The following is a 25,350-nucleotide window of genomic DNA, read 5'->3' on the forward strand; positions in this document are numbered from 1 at the left end:
TAGTACTTCTCTAAGTATTGTATGAAAATCCTTTTTGTAGACGACGAAGAAACAATCCGCGAATTGTTTTGGGAATACTTCAAAGACGAATTTAATGTCACACTTGCCTCCGATGGGATGGAGGCACTTGCCATTTCCAACCAAAATACTTTTGATTTAATCATTTCTGACATCAGCTTACCAAAATTAAATGGTATCCAATTCATCCAAAAATTAAGGGCAGATGGAAACCAAACTCCGTTCCTTGTGATCACAGGTGATAGCGATATCCAAATCGCGATCGATGTGTTTCGTATGGGTGCAGTTGACTTTTTTTTGAAACCTTTCCGAATGGAAGCACTCCGATCACGGATCAAAAAATTTGAAAATGCTGACATTGATCTCACTTTACTCTACAATAGCGGAGAAATCACACAATTCAGTGGTGATTGCAAAATCAAATTAAAACCACAAATTAAAAAACTAACTTCCTACATTGCATTTTTAACCAAACAAATTTTAAATTCTCCTCATGCCACTCCCGAAGATTTAATTTCTATCAAAATTGTATTGTATGAACTTTTAGCGAATGCCATCGAACATGGAGTTGCTGGCGTGAGTTATGCGGAAAAACAAGAATGTTTGGAAGCCAATCAGGACTACTTTAAGTTTGTGGATGAGAGGTGCGCTGATACCAATTCATCTGTATTTGTTGAATTGCTAATGGATGATGTGGGAGTGACTGTTGTCATCTGTGATGAAGGGAATGGATTTGCTGTAAGCCAAATCCCCAACCCAATTGAAAATCCAAGTGCCAATTTGGTCAGTGGACGAGGTATATTTTTAGCAAAAATGAATATCGATTCGATTGTGTATAATGAGAAGGGGAACGAAGTTCGATTTTTTAAAACATGGAATCGGATTGCTGGCCAAAACTATCAAAACTGAATTCCTAAAGAAATATAAAACCTCAGATATTCTTTGTTAGGTTCTCTTTCCGTAAAAGGTTCGGTCACAAGAACCCTTTGTTTTCGGGGATCCATCTCGGTATAGGATACACTGAATTGAGAAACCAAATTTCCAAAATCTTTTGCTGCGACACTGAGTTTGAGAATGGCTTCCGTGCCTTTACCTAAAATGGAATCTGCACGATTTAAAAACAAATCACTACGTAAAAATGAGTTCCAATCCCAACCCAATTGGATACCAAACATTTGGATTCCTTTGTTTTCAAAATTGGGATTTTGTGAAAGGGCACGTTCCCGAAATAGTGGTGGGTGTACAAAGTCCAAAGACTGGTACAATAAAAAGGAAGAATATCCCCCTAAAACTCTAGGTTCTGCAAAACAAGACGCATAACCATTGCTATTTGAATCCAACCGATCTTTTTCATCTTTTTTGGCCACAAGCCCTGCCAAGGCAAAACTTAATTTTTCATTTTGTGAGTGAATGGAGAAAAATCCCAAATGGGAATTTGTTGCGATTTTGGATTCCGACCACGGCGAACTGGAAGTTTTTGATTCACCCAAAAGTCTGATGAGGGCGAAATCAAATCCCCAAGTTTCAAAAAAAGGTTTGGATGAAAATTCGATCCCACTATAAGAATACCGTCCCGATACCCTTTGCCCTGAGCCAATTCCAAAGTTGGTATTGTGATTTGGGTCCTCATAAACAAAATGAAAAAGTCGAAATTCTTGCCAAAAAAGAATATTTTCGGAAGAAATCCTTCCTCCATACAATTCTCGTAAGTATCCGGTCCAAGGAGGAGCAAACCAGTTTTCCAATTCAGGTTTTGCATTTAAACGAATTCCTGTTATGCGAAAGCCAGAATTTGTGAAGAGAGACATGGATACAAAATTTGACATACCCACAAAGATAAATCCATAACGATCCAGCCGATTGTAACCTCGGCCTATCTCCATCGCAAATTGGAGTTTGGCAATTTCCTGGTTTAGAAGGAAGGTACCTTCTGTATCATAAATTGTTCGCACTTCTTTGTTCGTCACACGACTTTCGGACAAAACAACACGTGGAGCCAAAAAGAGTCCCACACTTCCACTCGAGGTTTGGTAAGAAAAAAGAGTAGGTGTTGTGATCATTCCTTCTGAATGGTAACGGTTGGCTTTTTCCGAGTCGATCTCACCTTTTTGGGATTGGAATCGACCACCGGTAATGAGGGAAGTTTCACTCCCAAATCCATTGAGAGGATTGTCGTTTTGCAAACGAGCGTTTCGTTCTTTGGCAATCACTCTTCCGAAATTGCGGTTGGCTCTGTCGTCGTCACGAACTGCATCAGAATACGTTTGGGCGAAATGGATCGGAAAAAAAGACAGAAAGTGGAGCGAAACTATCCCGATACTTAAAGGGATGAAGAAAATACTTTTGAAATATCGACACGGATTTCTTCTCATTTTCCCTCTTCTACTTGTTATTTTTTCTTACAGGGAAGCTGACACTCGTTTTTCCTATGACCTGAGTCGATTTTTTGAAAAAACAGACCATAGCAAAGAAGAAGAGGTCATTGTTTCGTATTTACTCCAGATGGAATCTTCCAACTTATCCCTTAGAAGGAAAAAAGAATTTGCGAGAGTGATCGTACGAAACTCTCAAAAATTACAATTTCCAGATAAATCAATGTTAGGTGAATATCCACCTATTCCTTCACTCTTTTTCCTAGCATGGGCAAAAACAAGAACGAACTTACAACCTGAAACTCCGAAGGGTTATGGCATATTAGCTTTATCTGAAATTTTTATCAGAGAATTTGAATTATCATCCGGCGTAAAAATCAATCGTGATTATGATGTTAAAAATGACTCAATCCAATTCAAAATGGTGTTATTGAAATTTAAAGAATATTTGGCAGAAGGGAAATCAGCCAAAGAAGCGTATGAAAAAATTTATGGGTCTAACCCGAATGCAAATGAATGGGAAACGCTCATTCAAAATTATAAAAAAGTATATGAATATGTTATTTCCGAAAATAAGCCATAAAGTATCCGATGAGTAATAACCAAGATACAATTTGACCTAAAAATAAAGACACTGCTGCACCGTTTGCACCAAAGTCAGGAATGATCCAATAATCAAAAATAGCTCCGAAGATCAAACGTAATAAGGCAAGTCCTGCCAGTAACCTTGGTAAACCCAAAGCAAATAAAGCTGTTCCTAAAGGCGCAAATACTAACTGTAACAAAAAGTTAGGATACAGAATTTTAAACACAGAAATAGAGTTTGTGTATTTCATTCCGAATAACAAGGTTAAGATGGGTTCTGCTAATAAAATTCCAGGTGATAATGCAATCGCAATCATACCACCGAGAAAAACGGATTTTTTGAGAACGGTTGGGAATTCTTCTGTTTCTGCAAGACGTGCCAATTTTGGATATATGATGGAATTAAATGTAGCCAGGATGATGATAAATCCACTAAACAATTGCAAGGCGGTGCCGTAATCTGCAACAATTTCTGGTGGATGGAATTGGTTTAGAAAAAATATCTCGAGTCGATCTGATAAAATGGCACAGATCGAAGCTGCAAATGCCCATAAATTGAAGAGTAATAATTTTTTTTCATTGGAACGGATTTCGGAAGGTGCTGCGGAAAACGAAATCTCTTCCTTTCCAAAAAAAAGGAAAAAGAGGAACAAAACAAAAATCGGCGTTATACAAAAAATAGCCAAAATATCCATATAGGTTAATGGATGCGCATTAGTTTCGGAAAAATAAATAAGTAATGCTAAACGGACTATGTTTGGAAGTGGATTCCATAATGATAAGGATTTGTACTTTCGATAGGATACAAATAGGCTTTCGAAATAGGAAATAAAGGAAATGATGATCCCACCGAATAACAATAATAAAAGGACCAAATAGTTTTCATCACTTGTGAAATAGGCGATGATGGTGATAAACGATAAAAATAAAAAAGAATAAAACTTAATCCGAAGTGATGCGTTTAAAATTGCGCCAGGATTTTCTTTTTTTTCCGCTAAAGGTGAGATGTACTTAATGAGGGCGTTTGGTAATCCAAATTCTGCGACCGCAAGCACAACTGGTAAAAATCCCAAAAAATATTGGAGTTTTCCGTTTTCTGCTTTGCTAAGCAAGTTTACGGAATAAATCATAAACACTAAATTGGTAACGGCAGAAACCGCTTTGGAACTGCTTACAAAGAAAGAGTTTTTTAAAACTCCTTCTTTCATGAGTTCCACTTTTAGAATTTGAAAGATTTTTTTGATTTTTTGCATGTATTAGTTTTGCAAAAACTTTCCTTTTTGTACCTTTTGTAAGACAAGAGGAACAATACAAACCAAGGCAAATCCCACCACTAAATAACGAATGTATCGTAAAAATAAATCATCTTTCCAAATGGATTTTTTAATCAAAATTCCAGGGACAACATAAAGCAAAAAAATGACAGTTCCCAAAATCAAAAGTCTTACCAAAAAGGTTTTCCAAAATATCGAAAATGAATCAGAACCAAATTGAAAACTAAACTTTGGCATACTCCAGTTTAAAAATTCTTTTTTACTAAGTCTTGGGTAAAATAAAACTCCAAGCCAAAATCCGCCGAGTGCACCACTTGCCATTAATACTCCTGATAAACTATGGTGGTGTTCTTCCGATAAAAATGGTGAATCTAAGGTGATAGGAAAAAGAGTCACAACAATTCCTAATAAACCTAAAGTACGATATTGATTGGTCTGGAAAAATGGTTCATTTTTTTTCGGTTCATAAAATTTATTTAATAAAAGTAGAACAATGATTAGATGCAAAATTCCTAATCCAAATCCAAAAGTGACATCTCCTAAGTAATGTACTTTAAGATACATTCTCGAAAATGGCATAAAGGCGATGATGAGGATGGATACAATGCGAAACCAAAGTTTTGGAATTCGATAAGCTAACAGACCCCAAACGACGACAGCAGAATACACATGCCCAGAAGGCAATCCAAAGGCTTTTTCATCGAAAGCTTCTGGATACGGAAATGGCCTTGGACTTTCGAAGTAAAATTTGAATAAGGAAACGGCGATCCCGGAAGTGAGTAAGCCCAAAGAAAGTTCAAATGCTAGTTTGGGTCGGTAATAAATGTAAACAAAGGAGATGAGACCGAGGAAAAAACTACTCCCTCCCAAATAATGGCAGATGACTGAAATCACATAAAAAATTCCCCCGAGGGAAGGATCTAAGCCATGTAAGGATTCGAGAGGGATTTGGGAGAACCAAAGGGAAGTCTCTGCTAAAATGAGTTCTTTCATAGGATTTTCCATCTAAGTTGAAAATCGAACTTGATTTCATAAAGTTTTATTTTGAAATATGTGATGTTTCTATGGAACCTAACCAAAATCCAGCTGATATTCTTGAAAGTTTGTTCGTAATCCCTCGTGAAGTACCAAAAACCATCCTGCGTAACCTTTTGGAGCTGATTTACGATGTCAAAGTGGCTGGTTCTGAGAATATCCCAGAATCGGGTGGGGCTCTCATCATATCGAATCATACGGATTATTTGGACATTCCAGTCCAAGGGGCTTTTGCGGATCGGAAAATTGTCTATTTGGGCAAATACGAACTCTTTCACCCCCAAGAAGAGATCATGGCCATCTTAAACCACAAAAATTCCCCATTCCAATACCCACCTTTGAGCCTAACAAAACCGGTCATTGAGATCTTGTTAAACTCTCTTGGCAGTGTGGTGAAAAAGAACCTGATCAATTGGGGGAGTATGCCCATCATCCGCAATGCCGCCAAGGAGTCCGAGATGGACAAACGCGCGGCCATGGAATACTACGAAAAATTGGAAACCTATATGGTCGACCTCATGAAAGAAGGGGAACTTCTTTCCATTTATCCAGAAGGATCTCGTTCCGAAACTGGGGAGTTACAACCCTTCCGTGCGATGGCGGCAAAACTAGCGATCCGTGCAGGGGTTCCGATCATCCCGTCTGGGATCGTTGGGGCGACCAATATGTCCAAACCCAAAGCCTTTCTCACGGGTGATGCTTTCAAAACCAAAATCCGATACCAAATTGGAAAGCCGATCCAACCTTCGGAATTTCCAACGGGCCCTGAGAAAAAAGCTGCCAAAGAACTGACAGAAATGTTGGAAAATCGTGTCCGAGAGTTGATGAAAGAGGCAGAATCCATCCTTTAGGCTAGACCTTTTTTTGAATCTATGGCATGATTTGAGAAGTTATGTCATTCTCGTCACATTTTCCAATTGAATCTCAAACCGTGATTATAGAACGTTGTTCTCTATGAGCACCGAAATTTCGACATATACCCCGCAAAACAAAATCCGCTTTGTCACGGCGGCTTCCCTTTTTGACGGACACGATGCTTCCATCAATATCATGCGAAGGATCTTACAACAAAGTGGGGTAGAAGTGATCCATTTGGGCCACAATCGTAGTGTCCAAGAGATCGTCCAATGTGCCATCCAAGAAGACGTACAAGGGATCGCCATTACCAGTTACCAAGGTGGTCACGTCGAATACTTCCAATACATGATTGATTTATTAAAAAAAGAAGGTGCTGGCCATATACGTGTGTTTGGTGGAGGTGGTGGGACGATTTTACCTTCTGAAATCCAAGTATTACACAAATATGGTGTGACTCATATTTATTCTCCAGATGAAGGTCGAACCTTAGGTTTACAAGGGATGATCAACGATGTTGTCAAACAATCTGATTTCCCTACCCCATCGTCATTTAACGGAGATTTGGCGTCTCATATCCAAAAGAAAAACTATTTAGCATTGGGACAAGCCATCACACAGATGGAATTTTCGCTTTTACAGGAAAAAACTAATTATACAATTAATTTTGATTTTCCCACTCCTAAAAAAACTATCCCAGTTCTTGGAATTACAGGTACAGGTGGTGCCGGCAAATCTTCGTTAACCGATGAACTTGTCCGTAGGTATTTGGATGATTTCCCAAACCAAACCATTGCAATTTTATCTGTGGATCCCTCCAAACGGAAAACAGGTGGGGCACTTCTCGGTGACCGCATTCGCATGAATTCCATTTTTAACGATAGGGTGTACATGCGTTCCTTTGCCACGAGAGAAGCAAATATCGCGCTCAATCGTAGTGTAAAAGGTGCCATTCAAATTTTAAAATCAGCTGGGTATGATCTTATCATAGTTGAAACAGCAGGGATTGGACAAAGTGATTCCGAAATCACAGAAGTGGCCGATGTATCATTGTATGTGATGACACCTGAATATGGTGCAGCCACTCAGTTAGAAAAAATTGATATGATCGATTACGCAGATGTGATTGCGATCAATAAATTTGATAAACGAGGGGCACTGGATGCGTTACGTGATGTCAAAAAACAATACCAAAGGTCCCGAAATTTATTCAATGATCCGATTGATGCCATGCCAGTGTTTGGCACCATTGCATCTCAATTCCAAGATGCAGGTACTGACGAATTGTATGCACACCTCATTGGTGTTGTGATCCATAAGGCAAAACTGGAATGGAAATCAAAATACCAAAAAAATCAAAATGGTAGAGAGGCATCAGTTGTCCTTCCACCTGACCGAGTTCGTTACCTAACAGAAATCAAAGAAGAAATCAATCGAAATGCAGATTGGATCAAACAGGAAGCAGAACTTGCTAGGTCCGCCTACCAACTGAAAGGTGCCATTTCGCAACTTTCTAAAAAAGGGAAAAATGTCACCGAATTGGAAACGGAATACCAATTGGTATGGAATACTTTGTCCGTTGATTCGAGAAAGATCATTGAAAATTGGTCCGATACCATCGCATCATTTCGGAAAGACCAGTATTCTTATTTTGTTCGTGGAAAAGAGATCAAGGTAGATAATTATACTGTATCCCTTAGCCATCTTAAAATTCCAAAAATTGCGACCCCACGATTTGTTGATTGGGGAGATATTTTGGAATGGTCTTACCAAGAAAATTTCCCAGGATTTTTCCCATATACGGCAGGAGTATACCCATACAAACGAAGTGGAGAAGACCCAACTCGGATGTTTGCAGGGGAAGGCGGACCCGAAAGGACCAATCGTAGGTTTCATTACTTAAGTTTGGGAATGCCCGCCAAACGTCTGTCAACTGCCTTTGATTCAGTAACTTTGTATGGGGAAGACCCTGACATCCGGCCAGACATTTATGGAAAAATTGGAAATTCAGGTGTCAACGTAGCAACGTTAGATGATGCAAAAAAACTATATTCGGGGTTTGATCTTTGTGATCCAACAACTTCCGTTTCGATGACAATCAATGGGCCGGCACCTATGGTGCTTGCTTTTTTTCTCAATGCTGCCATCGACCAAACTTGCGAAAAATACATTCGTGCAGAAGGGAAAACCGAAGAGATAAAGTCAAAAATCAAAAAGATTTATGAATCAAAAGGTGTCGCCTTACCAAGATTTGATGGCCCGCTACCAGAATCAAATGATGGTTTGGGTTTATTGTTACTTGGTGTGACAGGGGACGAGGTCCTTCCTAAAGACACGTATGAAAAATTAAAAAAAGAAGCACTTTCCCAAGTGAGGGGTACAGTGCAGGCAGACATTTTAAAGGAAGACCAAGCACAAAATACTTGTATCTTCTCCACCGAATTTGCGTTAAAGATGATGGGTGATATCCAACACCATTTCATCCAAAACCAAGTTCGTAATTTTTATTCTGTATCGATCAGTGGTTACCACATAGCAGAAGCAGGTGCAAACCCGATCACACAAGTGGCATTTACCTTAGCAAATGGATTCACTTATGTTGAGTATTATCTCAGCCGAGGGATGGATATCAATGAGTTTGCTCCCAATTTATCCTTTTTCTTTTCCAATGGAATTGATCCAGAGTATTCGGTGATTGGGCGCGTGGCTCGTCGGATTTGGGCAAAAGCGATGAAGTTCAAATACCGTGCCAATGAACGTTCTCAAATGTTAAAATACCACATCCAAACTTCGGGAAGATCCCTTCACTCCCAAGAGATTGATTTTAATGACATTAGAACCACATTGCAGGCATTATACGCAATTTATGACAACTGTAACTCTCTTCATACAAACGCCTATGATGAAGCGATCACAACTCCAACAGAAGAATCGGTACGTCGTGCTGTCGCCATCCAACTCATCATCAATCGGGAATTGGGTCTTGCTAAAAATGAAAACCCACTCCAAGGGGCTTTCATCATCGAAGAACTCACCAATTTAGTAGAAGAGGCAATCCTTACGGAGTTCAATCGATTGACAGAACGAGGTGGAGTGCTCGGTGCCATGGAACGGATGTACCAAAGGAATAAAATCCAAGAAGAATCTCTCCACTATGAAACCTTAAAACATACGGGAGAGTATCCGATCATTGGTGTGAATACTTTTCTCAATCGAAATGGATCGCCAACAGTCATTCCTTCGGAAGTGATTCGCTCTACAGATGAGGAAAAAAGGCAACAAATTGGGAATCTAAAGGCATTCCAAAACGCAAATATTTCCAAAACCGAAGCGGCGATCACAAAATTAAAACAAGTGGCTCGTGCCAAAGAAAATATCTTTCAAGAGTTACTAGAAACAGTGAAAGTGGCGTCTTTAGGGCAGATCTCCCATGCCTTGTATGAAGTGGGAGGCCAGTACCGCCGCAATATGTAAAAAGGATAGGGTAGGGAAAGTCTACCCTTGGTCACATTATGATTTCTTGGGATTTGATCAAAAAACACAAATTGGGAATTCCTCTTTTATGGGACATCACCATGGTGTTTGTTGTCCTAGGAAACTTAGCTCTTATCATATTTGATTTGAGTTACTTAAGTTTGAGGCCCTTTTATTTCCACAAATTTCCAGAAATCCTCTCTTTATATGACAAACCCATATTGGGAATCGAACCTCACCGTACAACGACAGCTTACACTGATTTGGTGGATGACCTAAAATACCTCACACAGTTACGTGACGATGAGTTTCGTGAATCCCAAAGAAAACATACAAGAGAAGAAATTTATAAAGTGTTAACTTCTCTAAAATCCCAAGTGGCAAATGAAAAATTTGATGCCCTATATGTTAATTTTGAATTGGCACTTCAAATTGAAGATGTACAAACCAGAAGGAAAAAAGTAGAAGAGATCCTTAGCCAATTGAATGATTTTTTCAGTGTGATGGAAGAAACGGATGAAATCACAACACTTGGTGAACTTTCTGAAAAGTATGCTTTTATCAATCGATTGAGCATTGAAACAAACGAAGCAAAAGAAATTTTATCCATCATCCAAAAAATGGACAAACGAATGTTAGAGATTGTTGAAACCAATCCATTTGCAATGTCTGGCCAAACACAATTCCTATTGGAAATCCAATCAGGAATCAAAAACGAATACCAAACTCATAAAACAAAGGCAAGAGATTTAAAAATTAGACAGGAGTTAGATCCAATCCTAGGTCGTGATCGAATTCCTTCAACAGTAGTCGCCTTTGCATGGTTTTGGAGAGACCAAAACAGATCGTTAGAACAAAAAATTGATTTTTTTAATCAAAATTTTAGAGAGTATTTTTCTCTCAATTATTATCGCTCCATCGCTTCTGATGGAAGTCCAGTAAACAACTATTTGTTGTTAGATGCACCATTTCTCTTTTTCTTTTTGGCTGAATTTGTTCTCAGTTGGTTACTCGCGATCAAAAATAAAACCTACATTGCATGGTTTTTATATCCCATCTACCATTGGTACGATGTATTAGGTCTTATCCCTGTAGTTGAGTTTCGATTCTTTCGTTTGGTGCGTGTTTATAAAATTTATTTAATGTTACAAACCAATCAATTCACCAAAATTTTAGGGAATGATTTGATCAGTAAAACATTACGTTATTATTCCAACATCATCAAAGAAGAAATTTCCGATATTGTTACCATCCAAATTTTAACGGAGATGCAGAATGAAGTTCGTTCTGGGAATTCACTCGACCAATTGGTAAATGCCATTGACCAAAACCGTTCCGAGTTAAAAAAGGTAGCGATCAAAAATATAGCAAAGTCTGCACAAAATCCAAACTTACAAGCGCTGATCCAAAATTTGGTAACTGAAGTTTCGGAACGAGTGTCGGCAAATATGAAACCCATTTCATTGCTTCCAAAAGAAATGCAGGCAAATCTTACCAAACAAATTAGTTTAACGATTTATACAGCTGTGTCACAAGCAACAGTTGCGATGGCAACAGACCCTTCTGGAATGAAATCGATAGAGAACTTAATTGATTATCTCATTGATGAAATGATCCTTGTGGCAGAAGACCCAGATATGGTGAAACTCAATACCAATATTTCTGTGGCTCTCATTGAAAATATGAAGAAGTCCATTGGTGAGAAAAAATGGTTAAAATCGGAAATTGGAAGTAGTTAAATCCATTCCAATTTCCTTTTTGCAAACAAGTAGCATTCAGTAACCTCGAACACCGTTTTTCATTGAAAAAATGTCTTGTTTTCTTTCCAAAACAATGTGAAATCGATCCACTTTGGTATTCTTAGTAAAGATATTTCTATCATTGTCCTTTTGGTTTTCATTCGGAGGAGGGGTGGTGGCTAATCCAAATTCGTTAGAATCTAAAAACCATTCTACCTCCAAACAATCTAAGAAAAAGACGCATTCAAATCAGTTTTCCATCCAAAAGATCAATTATAAAAACCATAAAGGGAATTGGAAACCAATGGATCTAACCTGGGAAGAAAGTTCTGGAGCGGTGGCACCAGAATTCCGTTATGCAAAAACGTTTCATCTCTTCACCGATGTCAAAAAAATTTTTCTATCTCGAAAGATTATCAAAAATGGAAAATTGGTTTTAGAAGAAACAAAAGAAATCCAACCAAAACTTTACCAAAAATGGATGAATGAGCTTTTCAAAAAGGGAATCCATCAAATGTCGAATGAAAAAATCCCGGAAGAACAAATCACAGGTATTAGTTATAATTTTGTTAAATTTCGGTATAGTTCCACCAAATCAATGTTTTATTATACTTTAGAAGAAATCAACCAACCTGAATGGGAAGAAAAAAAAGCAATCATTGAATCGATAGAAAGGATGAAACCATGAATCTCAAACTCAAAACAATTTTACTCGGATTTGTATTGATCTCGTTCAATACAATTGTCGCAGAAGAATTTGATCCAAATAGCGTACGGTCGCCGGGTTGTAAACCAGGTACTTTTTCTTGTGGGTATATCCCCAGTCCAAAAGAAGTCCAAGATTCAATCCCTCTCAAACGAGATTTTAATTCATTTGAGGACTTACCATCTTCCATTGATTTATCTTCACAAATGCCTCCCGTTGGGAACCAAGGAAGGCAAAATAGTTGTGTGGCATGGGCAACCGGTTATGCGATCAAATCCTACCTTTTGAAAAACAACGGCCAAAGTACATCCTATGATCCTCCCTTTGCCGGTGGGAAAGGGAATTATGTGTTTTCCCCAGCTTTTATCTACAACCAACAGAATGGTGGTGAAGACAAAGGATTGTATTATTATAAAACGATGGAATTTTTGAAGTCAAACGGAGTGGCACCTTGGAGTTCCATGCCTTACACAGATAAAGATTATTTGTCGCAACCTTCAGCCGATTCAAAAAGAGAAGCTCTTAAGTATAAAATTAAATCCTTTTCTCGATTGAATTTTAAAAATCCAGATGAAATTAAACGCGTATTAGCTGGTAAAAATGTTGTGATGGTAGGGATGATCATCGATGACGCGTTTTACAAGTTGAAAGGGGATGCTGTTTACGATGCCAATGGAGGGCAAAGTTATGGTGGGCATGCCATGACAATTGTTGGGTATGATGACAACAAAAAATCCAAGTCTGGCAAAAAAGGTGCATTTAAATTACAAAATTCTTGGGGAACCAATTGGGGTGACAAAGGATTTGGTTGGGTTTCGTATTCCATCCTTGCAAAAGTAGGACAAGAAACCTATGCCATCATTGATGAACCAGCACCACAAAACACTCAAACACCCACGGTCAATGTAAGTCCGACAAAAAAACCACTTTTACCACCAACTGAAATCAAAGTATCCAAAGGAGATTTTGATAACAAAATTTTACTCACCTGGAATCACCAAGATTCTGTTGTTGCCTATTTAATCCAAAGGAAGGAAGAGTCTGATTTTTTTGACTTGGCATATTCTGATAAACCAAGTTTTACTGATGTGTCAGTTTCACCTAATTCGTCTTATGCGTACCGAATTTTGGCCATTGGAGCTGAAGAAGTATCGGTTGCTTCTTTGGAAGTTGAAGGTTTTACCTCATCTGAGCCATCAAACGATGGGAATGTCACCCAAGTGGCAGGATTATCGGGAATTGTTTTCTCTACAGGCAATACGACCAGTGTACAATTGACATGGTCTGAGGTGGATGGTGCGTTAAACTATTCTGTTGCAAAAGCTGACTCATCATTTAAATGGAAAACCATTGGAAATACGAAATCTACTGATTTTGTGGATGGTTCACCAAAATCGGGTGAAGTGAATTATTACAAAGTAAGTGCAGTGCTCAGTTCGAAACTTTCTACTGAATGGAGTGATTCCATTGCGGTTGAAGTTGCCAACCAAAATTTGTTACCCAACCAAGTGAGTCAGCTATCGGCAACGAATGGAGATTATGCGAATAAAATTCAATTGAATTGGAAAGCAGCACCTGGTGCTAAAAATTATTTCCTGTTTCGTTTTGATGAAAATGCCGAACCATCTGGCCAATTTGAAGTTTCGGGAACTTCGTATACAGATACAGATACAACCATTCAAAATGGAAAATCATTTATTTATACTGTGATTGCGGCAAATGATATGGGTTATGCGGAACCAAGTGAAGTTGCGTTTGGAAAAACAGATCCTGGTCTCACAAAACGGGCTGGTGGAGTCACGCTGGCAGCTCCGAAACAATTAGTTTCAAATCCAGTAGGAAAGGACAAACAAGTGTCTTTAAAATGGGATGCGGTGAAGGATAGTTTTGAATATTACATATACCGAAAACCAATCCAAAATGGGAAACCTGGTAAGTTGGAATTTGTGTCGAATGTAGATGGTAAAAAAACAAATTATACAGAACCTTTCCCTGGTAAATCGGGAGATTTATTCTTATATTCCGTTCGTTCCAAATCAGAATTTGGATCTGAGTCTAAGGACTCTAATTTTGTTTCTGTTTTTTGGAATGAACCGAAACAAATGGTAAAAAAAAGAGCAATGTCTTTAGAAGAATTGCCCACTCAATTTACAGGAAAGTGGTCTTCTATGTATTGGAATCCAAAACTTGGTCCACAAAATTTACTAATGGAAATTTCCGGAAATGGGCAAGACTTTGTCGCAAAACTAAAGTTAAATGATAAAGAAGTAAAACAATTCACAGGTTCTTGGACACCTGGTAGTAAAATGATTAAAACAAAAGGTTTTAGTTTGGAACTTTCAAATTCCTTGGAAGGGAATTCAATAGTACAGTTCCAATCCATCAAAGAAATTGAAAATGGAGTGGAACTGAGTTTCGAAAAAGAAAATTAGGTTCTCTTGTGCTTAAGTGGTAGATTACAATCCATTTCTTTAAATGGATTGTAAGTACATCCAAACTGCTTTGAGTTCTGTGTCAGTTAGTTTTGACAAACTTTGCCAAGGCATGGGAAATTTCATTTCGGAGCCATCGGGACGTTTGCCTGTTCGGATGGCTTGGATAAAACTGTTTTCGGAATAATGGGTTAGTCCCACCTTTGTAATGTTTTGTGCATGGGGCCATTCAGGAGGAGCACCTTGGATGGGTCCACCGACCAATTTCATGCCATGGCATCCCGTGCAAGTGGCTGCCACATACTTTCCATATTCTAAGGAGACTGTTGGTTTCAGATTCTCTAAATGTTTTACATCATGGTCTATCTGTTCTGCTGAAACGAGAATTGGAATTTCACCGATTAAGTATAAAAATCTACCCAATGGTCCTGGTTTGATTTCCCCTTGTTCTTTGTTCACAGCAGGTGTTGAACGAAGGTAAGCGATCAGTTTACCCACATCTTCGTTTGTCATCCCTTGGAAATCAGTGGATGGCATAAAGATAAGCGCTCGTCCATTTTTGCCAACACCATGGCGTATCGCAATTGCCAATTCTTCATCACTCCGATCTTTGAGTATCCCTCCGATACCAGCTGTTAGGTTCGCACCTGAGATTGTCCCGATGGCTGGGTCATTGATGAAAGTTTTACCACTTCCATCAACATCGTGGCAATCACCGCAACCGCGAGATTGGTAAAGGCGTTTCCCTTCCAAAAGGTCTTGAGGGGAATTGAATTTTGGGATTCGGGTTTCGTTCACAGTGAAAGTTTTTCCCATGCGGTTGCCACTGATTAGGTATACCGCAGAGACAACTGCTGTGAGGAGGAGGAATAGGGTTACGAAAAAGATAAAGAGGATTCGGGAAATTTTTTTCATAGGTGGAGGAATTGGAGTGGAGTAGGGGATTTGGTCAAGTGGGATTTGTGGGGGAATTTGCGGAAATTATCTCCCCGCCCTGACAATGGGTGGGGTTATCCACCCGCCACCCATTGACGCCAACCTACCACAAATCTGCTCGATCGACGAACCTTAATTCAAAACCCCAAAAAAATTCCTAACAAAAGTTCATGTTAAGCGTGCATTGTGTTCGTGTTATGGGTTCACTCTGTCATCTGAAACAATCAGATGTTGGTACTTTTGAGGTTGGTTCGTCTTTAAATAGAATTCTAAAATGGTATCGACATCAGCTTCAGTTTTCATGGCAAACCATTTCCCTTCAGGATAGGAAACTTGGATGGGCCCAAGTTCGCAACGATCCAAACAACCTGATTTTTGGACTCGGTATTTGTATTCGATTCCAGCCTTCGCTGCTTTTTGTTTTAATAGTTTAAGAAGTTCAATGGAACCTTGGTTTCCACAAGACACCCGTTCGCCGGGTGCCCTTTGGTTTTCGCAAACGAAGATATGTTTTTCGTAAAACATAAGTTAATTCGTCTTTATGAAACGACGTAGTTTTCCATCGGGATGCAGGAACAAACCAAGTTTCGATCGCCGTACACATTGTCGACGCGACCCACACTTGGCCAAAATTTGCGAGTTCGTAACCAAGGAAGTGGGTATGCTGCACGTTCTCTTGGATAGGAATGGTTCCATGCATCGCTAATCACCATATCAGCTGTGTGAGGTGAGTTCTTCAGAGGGTTATCCTCTTTAGAAAGGACACCGGACTCAATGTCCTTGATTTCCCCTGCAATGGACAACATCGAATCGATAAAACGATCCAATTCATCTTTTGATTCAGATTCAGTTGGTTCTACCATAAGAGTTCCAGGAACCGGAAAAGACATAGTAGGTGAATGGAACCCGTAGTCGATGAGTCGTTTGGCGATATCTTCCACTTCGATTCCACTTGTTTTTTTGAATCCACGCATATCAAGGATACATTCGTGAGCAACGAGACCTTTGTTTCCTTTGTATAACACAGGGAAGGCGGGCTCTAATTTTTTTGCAATGTAGTTGGCATTTAGGATGGCAATCTTTGTTGCGTAACGAAGTCCATCAAATCCGAGCATGGCAATGTATGCCCAAGAAATCACAATGATTGATGCAGATCCCCAAGGAGCCGCAGACACAGCCCACTGGCTATTATTGGATCCATTTTCCACAAGGCTATGCCCTGGTAGGAAAGGAGCTAAGTGTTCGGCCACTCCAATGGGACCAACACCTGGTCCACCACCACCATGAGGGATACAAAATGTTTTGTGTAAGTTCAAATGGCATACATCAGCCCCAATATCACCAGGTCGTGTTAAACCCACCTGTGCATTCATATTGGCACCATCCATATACACTTGCCCACCATTGTCATGAATGGTTTGGCAAATCTCTTTGATAGATGCTTCAAAAACACCATGCGTAGAAGGATAGGTGACCATTAGAGCACCTAACTTGTCTTTATGCTCGCTGGCTTTTTGTTTTAAGTCGTCAACATCAATGTTTCCATTGATATCACAATTGACCGGAACCACTTTGAAACCTGCCATCACAGCTGAGGCTGGGTTGGTTCCATGCGCAGAGATAGGGATAAGGCAAATGTCTCTGTGCATGTCATTACGGCTTTGGTGGTAATTTCGTATCGCAAGTAACCCTGCATATTCACCTTGCGAACCTGCGTTAGGTTGTAGAGATACCTCAGCAAATCCAGTGATTTCACATAACCATTTTTCCAATTGGCTAAATAGAGTTCGGTATCCTTCTGTTTGGTTTTCTGGCACAAAAGGATGGATATTGGAAAGTTCTGGCCAGGTAACCGGATACATCTCTGTGGAAGCATTGAGTTTCATCGTACAGGATCCAAGTGCGATCATGGATGTGGTTAACGATAAATCTTTTGCTTCGAGTCTTCGAATGTAACGCAACATTTCTGTTTCAGTATGAAAACTGTTAAAGACTGGGTGAGTGAGATAAGTAGATTTTCTCTCTAGAAGTTCTGGAATTTTCCATTCTTCTTTTGATGTTAGATCTTCTAAAGGGAAGTGGAGTGATTTGTTTTCGTTAAATACTTCTAGTAAATCTTTGATGTCTTTTAAATTGGTTGTTTCATCCAAAGAGATACTGATCACATGACCAGAAACTTGTCTTATATTGATTTCTCTTTCTTCTGCATAATGTATGATTTCGGCAGAGGATATTTTAGACAATTCAACACGAATCGTATCGAAGTATGGATTGGAAATGATTTTGTATCCTAACTTTTCAAGTCCTGTCGCAAGAATGGTTGTTATTCTGTGGACACGAGAGGCAATTTGTTTGAGTCCTTTGGGACCATGATACACAGCATACATCGAGGATAAAACTGCGAGTAATACTTGCGCTGTACAAATGTTAGATGTCGCTTTATCCCTACGAATGTGTTGTTCGCGAGTTTGCAAACTGAGTCTGTATCCGGGTTTTCCTTGTGAATCTTTGGAAACGCCAATGAGACGGCCTGGCATGTTTCGTTTGTATTCTTCTTTCGTTGCAAAGTAACCAGCGTGTGGTCCGCCAAAACCAAGTGGCAATCCAAATCGTTGTGTGGTACCTACTACCACGTCTGCATTCATTTCACCTGGAGATTTTAAAATGGTAAGTGCTAGTAAATCAGCAGCGACAACTGTTTTGGCACCAACTTTATGCAGGCTTTCAATGAATTCACTAAAATCATAAATGGTTCCATCAGTAGAAGGGTATTGGACAATCGCGCCGAAAAAATCATTGGATGGAACCATCTTTTTGAAAGATCCCACAACAATATTGATGCCAAGAGGAATTGCACGTGTGCGGATCACATCTAAGGTTTGTGGGTGAACGGATTGGGAAACAAAAAATGATTTTCCTTGAGTATCATCTTTCAATGAAAACAACATATTCATTGCTTCTGCAGCAGCAGTTCCTTCATCAAGAAGGGATGCATTGGCAATTTCCATCCCAGTGAGGTCTGTGATCATGGTTTGGAAGTTGATGAGTGCTTCCATACGTCCTTGTGCGATTTCTGCTTGGTAAGGAGTGTAAGCAGTATACCAACCTGGATTTTCTAAAATGTTCCTTTGGATCACAGGTGGGGTGATACAAGAATAATAACCAAGACCTAAGTAGGATCTGTAGATTTTGTTTTTAGAAACAATTTTTTTAAGCTCTTTTTGCAATGCATATTCACCAATTGGTTTTGGTAAATTGAGTTCCTTTCGTAACCGAATGTTTTCGGGTACTGCATCATTGATGAGATCATCCAACTCCTTATACCCAATCGTAGATAGCATTTCAGAAACAGTTGTTTCTGTCACACCAACATGACGGCGAAGGAAGGTATCACTTGGTTCAAGTGTTTCTTCGTAGGGGGAATGGATGGGTGATGAAGGTTGTACGGAACTCACTTGCAAATAACTCCTATTAGTCTAATTTCGAAACGTATTCTTTGTATTGTGCTGCAGATAATAATCCACTTAACTCAGATGTTTGGATGTTTTTTAATTTAACCATCCAAGTATCAAATGGTTCTGCATTCACAGACTGTGGGTTGGAACCGAGAGAACCGTTGGTTTCTACGACTTCTCCTGAAATAGGAGAGTATAAGTCCTCTGCAGCTTTTACAGATTCAATGGTTCCAAGGCTATCTTTTGCTTTGATTTGTTTTCCAGGTTTTGGAAGGTCGATGAAAACAATGTCACCTAATGCGTTTTGAGCGAAGTCAGTGATTCCGATGAGTGCAACATCACCTTCTACCTTCACCCACTCATGTTTTTCTGTATAAAAATATCCGTCTTTAGCTTGTGTGTCTGCCATGGTTTTTTCCTTACATCAACGATTGTTTCGGACACTGCCTTGGATGAAGGCACCAGTCTCTACTTTAGCCAATTTCTTCTGGCCACGAATCTCCACAAATACTTCCGTTTGGTTTTTTGCGAATTCAGTCTCTAGGATGGCAAGTCCAAGGGATTCTTTACGGCTAGGGGAGTGGGTTCCTGACGTTGATTTGCCAATTTCTTTCCCATCTGGGGAAAAAATGGGAAAATTTTCTCGTAAAACCCCTGGTTCCATGAGGCGGATCCCAACGATTTTCTGTTTGGGGCCATTTTTTTTATCAGCGATGATGCGGTCATACCCAAGATATGGTTTTGGTTTTTCCTTTACGATAAAATTGATTCCCGATTCTACTGGAGTCCATTCGGCATTCAATTCATGTCCATAGAGTGGGTATTTTGCTTCCAAACGAAGTGTGTCACGTGCCCCGAGCCCAACTGGAACAAGTCCGAAATCCTTTCCGATTTCCAGTAACTCTTTCCAGAGAGTGACACCTAAATTGTTGGAAGTATAAATTTCAAAACCATCTTCTCCCGTATAACCGGTGCGAGACACGATGATGTTTTCTCCTCTCCAATTCATTTCAGTGAAATGGTAATACAGTATGTTTGATAAATCTTTTCCTAAGTATTTTGCGAAGATTGCATCCGCTTTTGGACCTTGTAAGGCAATTTGGTGCCAATTTTTACTATCATCAACTACAGTAACGTTACCTTTTACATATTTTAGTAAATGTTTGGTTACGGCTTCGTAGTTGGAAGCATTAGAACAAATCATATACTTTGTATCATTGAATTTATAAACAGTGATATCGTCGACTAGGCCACCTAAGTCGTTCACAACAGCATTGTACTGCACTTGGCCATCTTTCATGGATGAAATGGTATTACATGTGACCGATTCTAAAAAATCTAAAACTTCTTTGGCATCACCAGTGACAAAAATTTCACCCATATGCGATACATCGAAGAGACCTGCGTTCGATCGTGTTGCCAAATGTTCTTGGATGATACCAGTATACTGGACAGGCATGTCCCATCCGCCAAAAGGAACCATCTTGGCTCCCATTTCTTTATGAATTGAGTGTAGGGGTGTTTGTTTTAGTTCCACGGTGTTCTCTTATGTAGACTCTTCTACCATAGAAAAATGGTTTCATGGTACTGGAATTGAATTTTTTTTAACCCAATATGCAAAGAGACGTCTACCGAATCGACAAAACGGGATCCATCGATCATTTACACCGAAAAAAAGAAATGTTACCACCTCCAGAGAATGATGAGGTCACGATCGAAGTAAAAGCCATAGGACTTAACTTTGCAGATGTATTTTCAGTTTATGGTTTGTACTCAGCAACTCCTAAGGGAAGTTTCATCCCAGGTTTAGAATTTTCAGGGAAAATCGTAAAAATAGGCCCAAAAGTGAAGGATTTTAAGGTTGGTGACAATGTTTTTGGTGTCACGAGATTCGGAGCGTATGCAACTCATCTCAACATTTCAGAAAAAACAATCTTCCCATTACCGAAGGATTGGACGATGCAAGATGGTGCATCCTTTGCTGTCCAAGCACTCACTGCATACTATGCACTCATTCCACTTGGACAAGTGAAAGCAGGGGATCATGTCTTGGTTCATAGTGCTGCCGGTGGTGTTGGCATCATGGCAGGTCATATCATTCAGAAAAAAAAAGCAATCGCCATCGGTCTTGTAGGTGATTCTCGTAAATTTTCGATCTTAAAAGAGGTTGGTTATGATTTTTTTCTCACACGATCACCAAATTTTAAAGAAGAGATGCGTAAAATTTTGTTAGGAGCCCCATTAAAAATCGTTTTAGAATGTTTAGGTGGTCGTTATTTTCACGACAGTTATGAACTATTAGCACCGATGGGAAGGCTTGTTACCTATGGAAGTGCTAACTTCACACCATCTCATTCATTCCGAAATTGGTTTTCCATTGCCTATTCATACCTCACGAGACCAAAAATTGATCCTTTATCGATGATTTCAGACAATAAATCAGTGTTGGGCTTCAATTTAATATGGTTGTGGAATGAAATTGATGAACTTAGAAAACATTTTTCGGAATTAATGAAGTTATCTTTACCAAAACAAACGATTGGACATGAATTTTCATTCGATTCAATGCATGATGCACTCCGTACAATGCAAAGTGGACAATCAATCGGTAAGATTGTTATCAATGTTCCGTAGAATGAGTATTAGCCTGTTTTTTTATTTTGAATAAAAATTCATGCAAAAAATAAAATTTCTTTACATTTAAAATGATATGATTTAATTATGTCGTATCAATTCACTCTCTGTTTGCCAAGGACAGCCGTGTTTTGAAATCAAAAGATAAGGACGATCACAATGGTTGCTAAAAAGAAAGCCGCAAAAAAGAAAGCCGCTAAGAAAAAAGCTGCAAAGAAAAAATCTAAGAAATAACTTAGATTCGATTCTTCCTTCGAAACTATCGAAGTAAGATTGTGTGAACCCGCAAAACCTGCGGGTTTTTTCATTTATAGGGCTTACAATCGGAAAAAATTACGCGATTGCCCTTGTAAAACCCCTTCTCGTCATTAAAAATCCTGATTTTCTCTCCGAATTTGCTCTCTCAACACCAATAAATTGGAAATGATCCTTCTTATTGATGGAATCAAAGAGTGCTTTCATGAGTGATTCGATGTTAGGATGGATCACATTCTTATAACTTTTCCGTGAATGATCCTTTCCCCAAATTTCTAAATGGTCATTCTCCGGCATTTTTAAAATCAGCGAAGGCAAATCATATCGTTTGATGAGAACATTGCACACTTCTTCGAATCCATACTCTGTGATGGAATTAAAATCAAAAAAAACGAGTAAGTAGAGGATGTTGGTTGGTTCGAGTCTTCCATTTTCATCTGAAATTTTTTGGATACCATCGAGGACTACGTAGCGAAGGTTCTTCGATTGGATCCATAATTTCTGGTCTTCATGTCGTTTTAGATTCACTTCTTCTGAAAACCGCTTCTGGAATACGGTAGAGAGGAAAAATCCTGTGGAATCTTGTCTTTCTTCGAGGATTCTTTCTAAAGAAAAGGGTTCAAACTCTAAATTGAAATACTTTGTATACGTCTCTGCCATATCATATTGAGTAACGGACAGATTTTAGAGTTTGAATCGGATTTTTTTTGTGATTTGGAACTAGAATTCTAACATTCTGCGTTCGGAATCATGAAAAAAACTATATCCTTCTTGTTTCCAAGTCTCCCAAAACTTTTGTGAGCCTTCTCTCATAAAACAAATTCGTTCTTCCGTTGAGATCGGTGTTAAAAAAAGAAAGTTGGCTCGTTTTCCATTCTCAGTGATGAGTCCGTTTAGTTCCGGTACTCCATCGACAATCCCTTTGTCGAGTTCGTCAGTGAGGTTACGAAGGACAAACCAATTGAAATCCAAATACAATTGGTCTGGGTCTTTGCGTGGATTTTGGATCGTATGCGAATGACCAAACCAGATTCCAGTGTTCCAAGGGAATTTTACCATCTCACCTAAAACATGTTGGATCCATGATTCTGATTTATCGGGAGCATCTTTTAATAATTGGATCGCAAACACGAGTTCGATACGGGAAAAGTTTTCATATTCTTTATGGTAAAGTTCAATGCTCGGTTGGTTTTGTACGCTCATCCCAATGGTAGAAAAAATTTTGATCTCTGGGAATTCTTTTGGAAGGAATGATGCGATCCCAAGTGATGGATACTTTCCTCCATCCGCTGACCAATAGGTTTGGTGTTTGCCAAGTTTGGATTCTAAAAATTCCAATCGAAGTGATTGTGCGTTTTTCCAATGGTTTTTTTCAGCGACTGATTCCCAAAACTTACGATTGCCTTTCACTCTCTCTGCAATCACACCATGATCGGGATCACCGAGAGGGGATGCAGTGGGCGCTTCTTCTTTTGCAAACTTTGAATACCCGTGAATGCCTTTGATACCTGACCATGAAGGAAGGTAGGCCTGCAGTTCTTCGTCTACAAATAATGCAACTGCATCACCTTCTTCAGACCAAATGAAATGAATTTGGTCTTCTGTGAGAGTGCTTTGTGCTTTTGGATCGGTGACTTCAGATTTGGTGAGAATGGGAGCAAGACCCAAATCAAAGTCTTCTTCGGTTCTTTGATCAGGTGCATCGATGGTATTACGAACCCAAAGTGTTTTCATTGGCCACTCAGGATTGTTATGTGATTGAAGGTATAAATAAATGGTCCTTCCATCGTCTTCTAAAAAGGCTGTGAAGGAGCCGTAAGGATTTGCTTCTTGGTATAAAACTTTGGGAGTGATGGGATTCATTAAAATTTATGTGGTACCACTTTCTCTTTAAACTTCGCAAGCAGTTTGGAAATGGTTTCATCCATACCAGGCTCAAAATAAATTTCTGGATAAAACCCAGAAGCGTTTCTAAGTCCAATGAGTTCTGGTTCGTTCCATTGGCGGTATCCTTTTAAAGCGTTCCAAACTTCTTCAGAAGGTGTGGAGTTCTCTTTTTTGGCATCGATGAAAGCTTGTATCGTTCGCGTAGGGGTCATACTATCGTATAGATTCTTTGGGATCGGAGGGAATCCAACCAAAATTTTAGACAAAAAAGGATGAAATTCCTGAGTTTTCTGATGACAGTAGCCACAATTACGAGGAAGGTTGAATGGTTGCATTTTGGAAACTTCCTCAGGTAATTTTGAAACGATGCAATTATTCCACCAAGTCACAAATTCCAATCGATTACCATTTGATGGGAGACTTACTTACCTACCTCATTTTTTGAATTTAGAAAAGAGTGAGTACTATTTTGATACCTTTCTCCATACAATTGAATGGAAACAAGATGAAGCCATCCTTTACGGGAAACACATCACAACCAAACGAAGTGTGGCTTGGTATGCAGACAAAGGATTTTCATATCGTTATTCTGGTACTACGAAAACTGCATTACCCTGGTCCAAAGGACTCCTAGAGTTAAAAGAGGCAGTGGAAAGAGAAACCAAGGAATCCTTTAATTCCTGTTTATTAAACTTATACCATGATGGTTCAGAAGGGATGGCATGGCATAGCGATGACGAAACCTCTCTCAAACCAAACTCATGCATCGCATCGGTGAGTTTAGGTGCGGAAAGGATCTTTCGATTCAAACACAAAAAGAAGGACTCAAAAGTAGAGTTGCATTTAGAGCCAGGCAGTCTTCTGTTGATGCAAGGTGAAATCCAACACCATTGGCTACATTCCTTACCCAAAGCACTCAAAGTCAAAAGACCCCGTATCAATTTAACCTTTCGACAATTTGGTACGATATAAAAGGCCTTTAGAAATATAACGGATCAAAAAAGTCATTCCGATCCATTCGCACGCCAAAGGATGGAAACGATTTTGGACTTCCTTCCATCCATACAATCCAGCCTCAGACTAAATCATGATCGAAAACCTTGTTTCAATAATAAGTCTTTGTATTCATCCTCCGATTTTTGATTCCATAACAATAGAGTTTTGAAGGGATCCCCTTTGAGTGCAAGGGTTTGGCAAAAAGCGTGTTCGGTTTTCAAACCACTTCGTTTTAATTCCCTGATGGTCTCGCGAAAATGATTGTTTGCTAGAGTTAAAAACCGATTTTCTACCATCATATGGATCCAAGCGTATTGTTCGGTTGGCTCCAAAGACTGTCCAAATATTTCATATTTGAATTTGGGAGTTGAAAATCGGCAAATCAAAGTTACGCGAAGTGAAATCGTTTTTTCAGAGAAAGAATAGTTTGCAAAATTTCGAAACTTTGCATAACAAATTTTTTGTAAATGAGAAGGGACATTGTATTTCACCAAAATATCCACATCACTTGTTTCTGTATCAATATCGATCGGAATTGTGCCAGCGAGAGTTGGTTTGAACCCAATTAAGTTTTTTAGAATTTTCCATTTTTCTAAATCTTCCCACAACTCCTGTTGTTTTGGATTTCCTAACCGCAAGTAATCAGGTTCTAAAAACGGATTCGATTCCAGCGATTGCATATTATGTCTCATGTGGT

Annotated in this window: 21 protein-coding genes; 9 read left to right on the forward strand and 12 right to left on the reverse strand. The window is 39.2% G+C overall.

Annotated elements, in window-relative coordinates; translation table 11 throughout:
- Positions 1-21: 21 nt before the first annotated feature.
- The gene (locus EHQ62_RS02745; protein ID WP_135640727.1) at positions 22-927 is read left to right on the forward strand and encodes an ATP-binding protein; all 906 of its coding nucleotides are present in this window, start codon (positions 22-24) and stop codon (positions 925-927) included.
- Here the strand turns inward: EHQ62_RS02745 and EHQ62_RS02750 are convergent.
- Positions 918-2,390, reverse strand: coding sequence for a hypothetical protein (locus EHQ62_RS02750; RefSeq protein ID WP_208720604.1), 1,473 nt, complete (start codon positions 2,388-2,390; stop codon positions 918-920). The two genes, EHQ62_RS02745 and EHQ62_RS02750, sit on opposite strands and share 10 nt — an antisense overlap.
- Between EHQ62_RS02750 and EHQ62_RS02755 the strand changes: the two genes are divergently transcribed.
- Entirely contained in the window at positions 2,347-2,973 is a 627-nt protein-coding gene (locus EHQ62_RS02755; protein ID WP_135640728.1) for a hypothetical protein, read from the forward strand. The two genes, EHQ62_RS02750 and EHQ62_RS02755, sit on opposite strands and share 44 nt — an antisense overlap.
- Here the strand turns inward: EHQ62_RS02755 and EHQ62_RS02760 are convergent.
- Positions 2,951-4,228, reverse strand: coding sequence for an oligosaccharide flippase family protein (locus tag EHQ62_RS02760; RefSeq protein WP_135640729.1), 1,278 nt, complete (start codon positions 4,226-4,228; stop codon positions 2,951-2,953). The genes EHQ62_RS02755 and EHQ62_RS02760 overlap by 23 nt on opposite strands.
- A gap of 3 nt (positions 4,229-4,231) precedes the next feature.
- Positions 4,232-5,242, reverse strand: a complete 1,011-nt coding sequence (locus EHQ62_RS02765) for a phosphatase PAP2 family protein (RefSeq protein WP_135640730.1) — start codon at positions 5,240-5,242, stop codon at positions 4,232-4,234.
- Between the two features lie 71 nt (positions 5,243-5,313).
- Here EHQ62_RS02765 and EHQ62_RS02770 point away from each other — a divergent pair, with 71 nt between their 5' ends.
- The 5 genes from EHQ62_RS02770 (at position 5,314) to EHQ62_RS02790 (ending at position 14,490) form a co-directional block, all read left to right on the forward strand.
- Positions 5,314-6,135, forward strand: coding sequence for a lysophospholipid acyltransferase family protein (locus tag EHQ62_RS02770; protein WP_208720605.1), 822 nt, complete (start codon positions 5,314-5,316; stop codon positions 6,133-6,135).
- 103 nt (positions 6,136-6,238) lie between these two features.
- Complete coding sequence (locus EHQ62_RS02775) at positions 6,239-9,613, forward strand: methylmalonyl-CoA mutase family protein (RefSeq protein ID WP_135640732.1); 3,375 nt, start codon at positions 6,239-6,241, stop codon at positions 9,611-9,613.
- Between the two features lie 38 nt (positions 9,614-9,651).
- Complete coding sequence (locus tag EHQ62_RS02780) at positions 9,652-11,352, forward strand: hypothetical protein (protein WP_135640733.1); 1,701 nt, start codon at positions 9,652-9,654, stop codon at positions 11,350-11,352.
- A gap of 175 nt (positions 11,353-11,527) precedes the next feature.
- Complete coding sequence (locus tag EHQ62_RS02785; RefSeq protein ID WP_244241606.1) at positions 11,528-12,040, forward strand: permease; 513 nt, start codon at positions 11,528-11,530, stop codon at positions 12,038-12,040.
- Positions 12,037-14,490, forward strand: coding sequence for a C1 family peptidase (locus tag EHQ62_RS02790; protein ID WP_135640734.1), 2,454 nt, complete (start codon positions 12,037-12,039; stop codon positions 14,488-14,490). Before EHQ62_RS02785 ends, EHQ62_RS02790 begins: the two co-directional genes overlap by 4 nt.
- 39 nt (positions 14,491-14,529) lie before the next feature.
- Here EHQ62_RS02790 and EHQ62_RS02795 read toward each other — a convergent pair whose 3' ends face one another.
- From EHQ62_RS02795 to gcvT, 5 genes are all read right to left on the reverse strand, one after another.
- Complete coding sequence (locus EHQ62_RS02795; RefSeq protein ID WP_135640782.1) at positions 14,530-15,306, reverse strand: c-type cytochrome; 777 nt, start codon at positions 15,304-15,306, stop codon at positions 14,530-14,532.
- A gap of 315 nt (positions 15,307-15,621) precedes the next feature.
- The gene (locus tag EHQ62_RS02800; RefSeq protein ID WP_135640735.1) at positions 15,622-15,951 is read right to left on the reverse strand and encodes a (2Fe-2S) ferredoxin domain-containing protein; all 330 of its coding nucleotides are present in this window, start codon (positions 15,949-15,951) and stop codon (positions 15,622-15,624) included.
- A 14-nt stretch (positions 15,952-15,965) separates the two neighbouring features.
- On the reverse strand, positions 15,966-18,881 hold the full coding sequence (gcvP, locus tag EHQ62_RS02805; RefSeq protein ID WP_135640736.1) for an aminomethyl-transferring glycine dehydrogenase: 2,916 nt from the start codon (positions 18,879-18,881) through the stop codon (positions 15,966-15,968).
- A 16-nt stretch (positions 18,882-18,897) separates the two neighbouring features.
- Positions 18,898-19,290 carry a glycine cleavage system protein GcvH gene (gene gcvH, locus EHQ62_RS02810; RefSeq protein ID WP_135640737.1) on the reverse strand — a complete coding sequence of 131 codons (393 nt, stop codon included), beginning with the start codon at positions 19,288-19,290 and terminating at the stop codon, positions 18,898-18,900.
- A gap of 15 nt (positions 19,291-19,305) precedes the next feature.
- Positions 19,306-20,418: a glycine cleavage system aminomethyltransferase GcvT gene (gene gcvT, locus EHQ62_RS02815; protein WP_135640738.1), complete on the reverse strand. Its 1,113-nt coding sequence runs from the start codon at positions 20,416-20,418 to the stop codon at positions 19,306-19,308.
- A 77-nt stretch (positions 20,419-20,495) separates the two neighbouring features.
- On the opposite strand from gcvT, the gene EHQ62_RS02820 reads away from it, so the two are divergent.
- Positions 20,496-21,515, forward strand: coding sequence for a synaptic vesicle VAT-1 family membrane protein (locus tag EHQ62_RS02820; RefSeq protein WP_135640739.1), 1,020 nt, complete (start codon positions 20,496-20,498; stop codon positions 21,513-21,515).
- A 333-nt stretch (positions 21,516-21,848) separates the two neighbouring features.
- Here the strand turns inward: EHQ62_RS02820 and EHQ62_RS02825 are convergent, their stop codons facing one another.
- The 3 genes from EHQ62_RS02825 to EHQ62_RS02835 are packed head-to-tail and all read right to left on the reverse strand — an operon-like array spanning position 21,849 to position 23,869.
- A complete protein-coding gene (locus EHQ62_RS02825) occupies positions 21,849-22,430 on the reverse strand; it encodes a hypothetical protein (RefSeq protein ID WP_135640740.1) in 582 nt (193 codons plus the stop codon).
- A gap of 60 nt (positions 22,431-22,490) precedes the next feature.
- Positions 22,491-23,633 carry a suppressor of fused domain protein gene (locus EHQ62_RS02830; RefSeq protein WP_135640741.1) on the reverse strand — a complete coding sequence of 381 codons (1,143 nt, stop codon included), beginning with the start codon at positions 23,631-23,633 and terminating at the stop codon, positions 22,491-22,493.
- The gene (locus EHQ62_RS02835; protein WP_135640742.1) at positions 23,633-23,869 is read right to left on the reverse strand and encodes a hypothetical protein; all 237 of its coding nucleotides are present in this window, start codon (positions 23,867-23,869) and stop codon (positions 23,633-23,635) included. Before EHQ62_RS02835 ends, EHQ62_RS02830 begins: the two co-directional genes overlap by 1 nt.
- A 154-nt stretch (positions 23,870-24,023) precedes the next feature.
- On the opposite strand from EHQ62_RS02835, the gene EHQ62_RS02840 reads away from it, so the two are divergent.
- Entirely contained in the window at positions 24,024-24,629 is a 606-nt protein-coding gene (locus EHQ62_RS02840) for an alpha-ketoglutarate-dependent dioxygenase AlkB family protein (RefSeq protein WP_135640743.1), read from the forward strand.
- A gap of 113 nt (positions 24,630-24,742) precedes the next feature.
- Here the strand turns inward: EHQ62_RS02840 and EHQ62_RS02845 are convergent, their stop codons facing one another.
- Positions 24,743-25,333, reverse strand: a complete 591-nt coding sequence (locus tag EHQ62_RS02845) for a DUF4269 domain-containing protein (protein ID WP_135640744.1) — start codon at positions 25,331-25,333, stop codon at positions 24,743-24,745.
- Positions 25,334-25,350 lie beyond the last annotated feature (17 nt).

It is taken from the genome of Leptospira jelokensis (genome assembly GCF_004769635.1).
GTDB classification, from domain to species: Bacteria; Spirochaetota; Leptospiria; order Leptospirales; family Leptospiraceae; genus Leptospira_A; species Leptospira_A jelokensis.

What these genes read in the sequence shown, in the direction of transcription:
- EHQ62_RS02795 (WP_135640782.1), bottom strand. Translation starts at nt 15,306, where the DNA reads ATGGGAAAAACTTTCACTGTGAACGAAACCCGAATCCCAAAATTCAAT.
- EHQ62_RS02825 (WP_135640740.1), bottom strand. Translation starts at nt 22,430, where the DNA reads ATGGCAGAGACGTATACAAAGTATTTCAATTTAGAGTTTGAACCCTTT.
- EHQ62_RS02835 (WP_135640742.1), bottom strand. Translation starts at nt 23,869, where the DNA reads ATGACCCCTACGCGAACGATACAAGCTTTCATCGATGCCAAAAAAGAG.
- EHQ62_RS02840 (WP_135640743.1), top strand. Translation starts at nt 24,024, where the DNA reads ATGCAATTATTCCACCAAGTCACAAATTCCAATCGATTACCATTTGAT.
- gcvH (WP_135640737.1), bottom strand. Translation starts at nt 19,290, where the DNA reads ATGGCAGACACACAAGCTAAAGACGGATATTTTTATACAGAAAAACAT.
- EHQ62_RS02800 (WP_135640735.1), bottom strand. Translation starts at nt 15,951, where the DNA reads ATGTTTTACGAAAAACATATCTTCGTTTGCGAAAACCAAAGGGCACCC.
- EHQ62_RS02820 (WP_135640739.1), top strand. Translation starts at nt 20,496, where the DNA reads ATGCAAAGAGACGTCTACCGAATCGACAAAACGGGATCCATCGATCAT.
- EHQ62_RS02755 (WP_135640728.1), top strand. Translation starts at nt 2,347, where the DNA reads ATGAAGAAAATACTTTTGAAATATCGACACGGATTTCTTCTCATTTTC.
- EHQ62_RS02770 (WP_208720605.1), top strand. Translation starts at nt 5,314, where the DNA reads ATGGAACCTAACCAAAATCCAGCTGATATTCTTGAAAGTTTGTTCGTA.
- EHQ62_RS02775 (WP_135640732.1), top strand. Translation starts at nt 6,239, where the DNA reads ATGAGCACCGAAATTTCGACATATACCCCGCAAAACAAAATCCGCTTT.
- EHQ62_RS02765 (WP_135640730.1), bottom strand. Translation starts at nt 5,242, where the DNA reads ATGAAAGAACTCATTTTAGCAGAGACTTCCCTTTGGTTCTCCCAAATC.
- EHQ62_RS02830 (WP_135640741.1), bottom strand. Translation starts at nt 23,633, where the DNA reads ATGAATCCCATCACTCCCAAAGTTTTATACCAAGAAGCAAATCCTTAC.
- EHQ62_RS02750 (WP_208720604.1), bottom strand. Translation starts at nt 2,390, where the DNA reads ATGAGAAGAAATCCGTGTCGATATTTCAAAAGTATTTTCTTCATCCCT.
- EHQ62_RS02845 (WP_135640744.1), bottom strand. Translation starts at nt 25,333, where the DNA reads ATGCAATCGCTGGAATCGAATCCGTTTTTAGAACCTGATTACTTGCGG.
- EHQ62_RS02780 (WP_135640733.1), top strand. Translation starts at nt 9,652, where the DNA reads ATGATTTCTTGGGATTTGATCAAAAAACACAAATTGGGAATTCCTCTT.
- EHQ62_RS02745 (WP_135640727.1), top strand. Translation starts at nt 22, where the DNA reads ATGAAAATCCTTTTTGTAGACGACGAAGAAACAATCCGCGAATTGTTT.
- EHQ62_RS02760 (WP_135640729.1), bottom strand. Translation starts at nt 4,228, where the DNA reads ATGCAAAAAATCAAAAAAATCTTTCAAATTCTAAAAGTGGAACTCATG.
- EHQ62_RS02790 (WP_135640734.1), top strand. Translation starts at nt 12,037, where the DNA reads ATGAATCTCAAACTCAAAACAATTTTACTCGGATTTGTATTGATCTCG.